The organism is Methanoregula sp. (assembly GCF_002835825.1).
Taxonomy (GTDB): Archaea; Halobacteriota; Methanomicrobia; order Methanomicrobiales; family Methanospirillaceae; genus Methanoregula.
In genome coordinates, this window is sequence record NZ_PIZH01000163.1 from 1 (window position 1) to 4,951 (window position 4,951).

The window sequence follows — 4,951 nt, forward strand, 5'->3', positions numbered from 1 at the left end:
CTGTGATGGTCTGTATGATCTGTGCACAGCCGGGTGTTCCTGCTGAGTGCAGAGGAAGAAGGGGACCAGGAATTCCCCCATCTTTTTTTACTTCCGCTCGTTTACGTATCACTCATCCGTGAATCATGACCCGGTTCTTCCATGGGGGCATGGATACTGAGGGAACCGGAAAGGTCGTCTGCTGCCTGGTCCCGCTTTGGCAGGGGTTACGTGGTTGTTACCGTGCTGTTCATTTCCTGGAGAGGAGGGGCCTGTCACGGACCCTGGAGCGGGATTTCTGGAAATGAATAGACCGGGGATGCACGGTCACGGTGCTTTACGGGCCAGTACACTGTCCAGCAGATTGAACCGTTTCAGGCAACCCACATACTCCGCAACCATAAAGAAATTTTCCAGGTCATCTTCGTCCAGACCACGGAACGCACAGAGTTCGTCCCATAAGAGGCTGCTCCCCTCGACCATGAAGTACGCGGAGTGGAGTTCTACGGCACCGATAATGGCCCTTCCCCGGAACATATCATCCTGGGTTTCATACAGGTGTTTTCCGGTGCCGGTGTTTTCGATCATAAAACCCTGCACCTCGGGGATTGTGCCCGCCGGCATCTTCCGTGCATGGCACTCGTTTGAGAGAATATTGTCTTCGACAACATCGCGCAGGGTGTCCGTGGTAAGTTCCTGCACGGGATATTTGCCGGTGAGATATGCGAGGATTTCAGGACCGGTTTTTTTGTTGGGGTGAAGCAGGGGCCGGTACGTCTTTGCCGTTTCCTTCCATGTGCTGACCAGTTCCGGGGTGACTTTGCGGGCGAGCATCGATACGTACGTATGGTGCGGGAAGGTATTAAACGGATTTTTCTTAACAGGGGTATTGGGATGAGGTGGTGCGATACGGGAGGTGCACGACTCACGCCCAGTCCGTTTGTCCTCTGGATGGCCCGTTGCCTGACATTACATACCGAGATATTTCAGCACGCCGTACACCAGGAACGCCGGCCAGAGTAGCGCTTTCACAACCCCGATCACTCCCGCAAGGAAGCTCGTGGCCGTGGTGAGGTAATAGTACAGGGCGCCAAGGAAGCCCACAAAGTACAGGGCGCCCCCGGACCCGTGGCAGGCATGGTGTTTCATCGTGTGTCCAACATCGCACCAGCATTTCGGAGACGATTCTTTAGTTTCATCATCCATCGCATTCCACTTCCGTACGAACAGGAGTACGACACTCTGATGGATAAAAACTCGTATTTACTCATCTGTGCATAACCGGACCATCGCGGCATGTCGCGGGAAAATTTCTCCCGGTCTTTCAGCGATCATTCCTTCCGGATTCATCTCCTGTCCCGGGTCTTCGACCCTCTCTCTCATCGAAGAACCCTCGCGGGTTCTTCTCATGTCTCGGGTCTTCGACCCTCTCTCTCATCGAAGAACCCTCGCGGGTTCTTCTCATGTCTCGGGTCTTCGACCCTCTCTCTCATCGAAGAACCCTCGCGGGTTCTTCTCATGTCTCGGGTCTTCGACCCTCTCTCTCATCGAAGAACCCTCGCGGGTTCTTCTCATGTCTCGGGTCTTCGACCCTCTCTCTCATCGAAGAACCCTCGCGGGTTCTTCTCATGTCTCGGGTCTTCGACCCTCGACAAAAACAAGTCTTTATATGGCATTTTACCTATCATTGAATTACAGTTCAATCATCAGGTGTGTGTTCTGATTGCATGAGACCAAATCCCCGCTTGCCCGGCTCGTACTGTTCATGATCGCCCTGGCGGTTGCCGGGAGTGTCTTTGCCGGCATCCATTATTACGCGGTAGACCTTCCCCAGCAGAAGGACGCCCGGGCACCGTCCAACCTCGATGCCAGGGGTATCATGGTATGTATTGAAGATTGTATGATCAAGAACTGCGGGTATGATCACGCTGCCTGCCCATTCCCTTCAAATGTTCAGCAGCGTGTGCGGTGCCAGGGAATCTGCGGGTCCGGATGAAGGTGATGTTGCCCGGCTTACAGGATGAAAGGATTCGAAGCTGGTAACCGCACGAATTTTTTTTTTTTGATACATTCCTGCAAGTTTCCGTTACGGTGCAACCTGCCGGAGACCCCCGCAAGGGTTACGGTTATTTCCGTACCTCACAGACCAGTTCCATCACTCCCAGGATCTTGCCCCGGGAATTTTTCAGGATGGTCGCTGATCCGTAAACGGTTGCCGGGCCATGGGGAAGGTTCGTGACACGCGCCTCTGCCACAAGCGTGTTGCCCCACGGCGTTATCGACTGGTATTTTTGCCGGATATCCCCTGCTTCCTTCAGTGCGATATCAGCAAGGACCGGGCGTCGCTCCCCGTAAAACGGCAGCGAGTACTCATAGTCCCCTTTACCGATGATGTCTTTTGCCCGCACGCCCGTGAGTTTCTCCATGGCAGGATTCCAGGCCATCACCTTTCCCTGCGGGTCAATCACCATGGTCGCATCCGGGATCAGCCTGATGACATCGGAGATCTGCTTCGCAACAGTCCCGGCTCCGGTGCTTGCCTGACGTTTCTTCGTCTTTGCCGGAACGGTTTTCTTTGTTCCGGCAGTCTTTGCAGCTGATTGTTTTTTTGTCACCTTACTCTTCGTTGCCAAAGATCCACTCTCCGCGACACGGGACCACAGGGATCCGTATCAGGCAATGGAGCAATTGTATTATGCATATCATATAACCTGCGGTCACGGGATTACAATAGAGGGACGGGGGTTTCCGACTGGATGGCCAGACCCTCACGTTGCACATGAATATCATTTATCACCTGCTGCGATAATTTTTCTTTGAGACCTCATGACCAGAAGCCCGCTTCACAACCTCGTCCTCTTCCTGATCGCCCTCTCAATCTTCGGCACGATCGTGGCGGGAGTCCATTACGCTGCTATCGATCTCCCGATGCAGCTGGCGAACCCGGCACCCACGAATGACGCCCTGAACGATCCGGGTGCCTGCGCCAGGTGCATTAGCCTCTGTGGCGTGAAAATATGGGACAGCAGCTGCACCAACAGATGTTTGCGGAGTTGCGACTGCATTCCGGGAGGGTGCCCGGACCGGTAGGGTGGGAGCGGGATTAGGGCGACAGGCGGCCTGCCGTACGGAAAACCCCTGCGTCTTCCTGTGAGGTTTCCGAAATTATCCCGCGTACGGTTGCGTCAGAAAATTTCTTCCATCTTTTTTTCAAATAATGCAGATTTATATAAATTACTGCCGTAAGACAAAAGTACCAAGGTTGGTTTCACTCATGACACAAACGCAACGATCGCCGCTCGCCCGCCTCGTCCTTTTCATGATCTGTCTTTCGATCATCGGGAGTGCCATCGCAGGAACACATTATTATTTAGTAGATCTCCCGCAGCACCAGAGCGTGAAGGCGCCGGCCAACTACGGATACTGTGACCCGATAATCGTGGAGGCCGCGCACAGATGTGCAAGAACTGATTGTAATCTGTGTCTGGCCATAGCGGAAAATAAGCTTCAATGCGAAATACCCACGAGTGATAAGATAGCAATCTGCGGGTCCGGGTAGACTCGGGCTGCCAGGTGCCCGGCGGGGGTGCTGGCCGGGTGTCATGCCGAATGGTCCGTTGCCCGGATGGGGGGGCATCCCGAGGCAGATCTCTGATACGGCAGGATTAGTTTCACCCTGCGCAGGCAGAATATATGTGCCAGTATTCTGGAATATATCGATAGAGAATAATATTTCATCCAGGGACCGGGACTATGAAACCAGCCATCATCAGACGCCTTCACAAACATTTTGAGGATTTCGTCCACGTTCAGGCTGGTGTGGAGTTCTGGTTTGCCCGCGATTTGCAGGGCCTTCTTGGGTACGATGACTGGAGGAATTTTATAAACGTTAGCAAGAGAGCAAAAGAGTCCTGTACATCTTCAGGAAATACCGTAACAGACCATTTCGTTGACGCCAACAAAATGGTTCTCCTCGGATCGGGATCGCAAAGGAAGATCGAAGATCTCCTGCTCACTCGCTATGCCTGCTAGCCTATATCTGCGAGCAGTGCGGTGAGGCATATATCACAGCCAAAACTTCCCGGAAAATCGATGGCGTGATGCAAGACGCCCACAAGAAAAAACTCTGCATGCGCCCGCTGCCTGCAGGCGAAGTGTCACTGAATCGGTAATTTCTGCCGGCTTTTCAGGAGTGTTGATCCATATCCCGGAGAATTGCAGAAATCGCTGGTTTCACTTCAGGAAGATCGTTGACGATGACATTCCAGACAATCGAATAATCGATCCGGAAATACCCATGGATGATCCTGTTACGAAGGGCCGCCATCTCTTTCCAGGGGAGATCCGGGTATTCCACTTTTACAGACTCAGGGACATTATTTGCTGCTTCGCCGATTACCTCAATCGCACTCCGGACCGCGTGGCTGAAATAATCGTCATTGATGAGATCATTGAGGGTCCGGTCTTTCGCTATCCGTTCCAGGAACGCGATCTCGTCAAGGATATGCCGGAGGTAGACGCTGTCATCCTTCAATCCAGATCACCTCGGCCTCAATCCGGGGCCGGATGTACTTGTCAATCCCTTCGACCGTGATGAGATCCACGTTCCTCATGAACAGGGCTTCCAGTCGCTCCGCGAGGGCAACAAAATTTTTCAGGGTCGCGTGCCCTTCGGCAAAGTCCACGACAACGTCAACATCGCTTTTCTTCGTCTCTTCACCGCGGGCAAACGAGCCGAAGATCCCGATCCGAGTAACACCGAACGTATTACGGATAGCCGGGGCTGCTGCTTCCAGTTTTTTTATCACCGGGCTTTTCCTCCGGGGCCTTGCGATGAGTCCGGGCATGCCGCTCCTTCCTATATGGAATTGGACATTCGGGTACTATAAGGATATGGGGAGGACGGGGATGCCGGACCGGGCATCGCCATCTCCGGGCGGAGGGCTTTGTGCTGCCAGGTGCTAGCCGGGAG

The 4,951-nt window shown here is 53.5% G+C and carries 8 protein-coding genes; 3 read left to right on the forward strand and 5 right to left on the reverse strand.

Features of this window, described 5'->3' with window-relative positions; translation table 11 throughout:
- Window positions 1–306: 306 nt before the first annotated feature.
- Both CW742_RS07120 and CW742_RS07125 read right to left on the reverse strand, forming a co-directional pair.
- Window positions 307–813, reverse strand: a complete 507-nt coding sequence (locus CW742_RS07120; protein WP_292418435.1) for a hypothetical protein — start codon at window positions 811–813, stop codon at window positions 307–309.
- Window positions 814–948: 135 nt separating this feature from the next.
- Window positions 949–1,185: a hypothetical protein gene (locus tag CW742_RS07125; RefSeq protein WP_292418437.1), complete on the reverse strand. Its 237-nt coding sequence runs from the start codon at window positions 1,183–1,185 to the stop codon at window positions 949–951.
- Between the two features lie 517 nt (window positions 1,186–1,702).
- Between CW742_RS07125 and CW742_RS07130 the strand changes: the two genes are divergently transcribed.
- A complete protein-coding gene (locus CW742_RS07130) occupies window positions 1,703–1,975 on the forward strand; it encodes a hypothetical protein (protein WP_292418439.1) in 273 nt (90 codons plus the stop codon).
- A 130-nt stretch (window positions 1,976–2,105) separates the two neighbouring features.
- On the opposite strand, the gene CW742_RS07135 is transcribed toward CW742_RS07130, so the two are convergent.
- Entirely contained in the window at window positions 2,106–2,612 is a 507-nt protein-coding gene (locus CW742_RS07135; RefSeq protein ID WP_292418441.1) for a PAS domain-containing protein, read from the reverse strand.
- A 193-nt stretch (window positions 2,613–2,805) separates the two neighbouring features.
- On the opposite strand from CW742_RS07135, the gene CW742_RS07140 reads away from it, so the two are divergent.
- Window positions 2,806–3,069 carry a hypothetical protein gene (locus CW742_RS07140; protein ID WP_292418443.1) on the forward strand — a complete coding sequence of 88 codons (264 nt, stop codon included), beginning with the start codon at window positions 2,806–2,808 and terminating at the stop codon, window positions 3,067–3,069.
- Between the two features lie 663 nt (window positions 3,070–3,732).
- The gene (locus CW742_RS07145) at window positions 3,733–4,011 is read left to right on the forward strand and encodes a BRO family protein (RefSeq protein WP_292418445.1); all 279 of its coding nucleotides are present in this window, start codon (window positions 3,733–3,735) and stop codon (window positions 4,009–4,011) included.
- Between the two features lie 154 nt (window positions 4,012–4,165).
- Here CW742_RS07145 and CW742_RS07150 read toward each other — a convergent pair whose 3' ends face one another.
- On the reverse strand, window positions 4,166–4,513 hold the full coding sequence (locus CW742_RS07150) for a DUF86 domain-containing protein (protein ID WP_292418447.1): 348 nt from the start codon (window positions 4,511–4,513) through the stop codon (window positions 4,166–4,168).
- Complete coding sequence (locus tag CW742_RS07155) at window positions 4,503–4,826, reverse strand: nucleotidyltransferase family protein (RefSeq protein ID WP_292418448.1); 324 nt, start codon at window positions 4,824–4,826, stop codon at window positions 4,503–4,505. Before CW742_RS07155 ends, CW742_RS07150 begins: the two co-directional genes overlap by 11 nt.
- Window positions 4,827–4,951 lie beyond the last annotated feature (125 nt).

What these genes read in the sequence shown, in the direction of transcription:
- CW742_RS07120 (WP_292418435.1), bottom strand. Translation starts at nt 813, where the DNA reads ATGCTCGCCCGCAAAGTCACCCCGGAACTGGTCAGCACATGGAAGGAA.
- CW742_RS07125 (WP_292418437.1), bottom strand. Translation starts at nt 1,185, where the DNA reads ATGGATGATGAAACTAAAGAATCGTCTCCGAAATGCTGGTGCGATGTT.
- CW742_RS07155 (WP_292418448.1), bottom strand. Translation starts at nt 4,826, where the DNA reads ATGCCCGGACTCATCGCAAGGCCCCGGAGGAAAAGCCCGGTGATAAAA.
- CW742_RS07140 (WP_292418443.1), top strand. Translation starts at nt 2,806, where the DNA reads ATGACCAGAAGCCCGCTTCACAACCTCGTCCTCTTCCTGATCGCCCTC.
- CW742_RS07145 (WP_292418445.1), top strand. Translation starts at nt 3,733, where the DNA reads ATGAAACCAGCCATCATCAGACGCCTTCACAAACATTTTGAGGATTTC.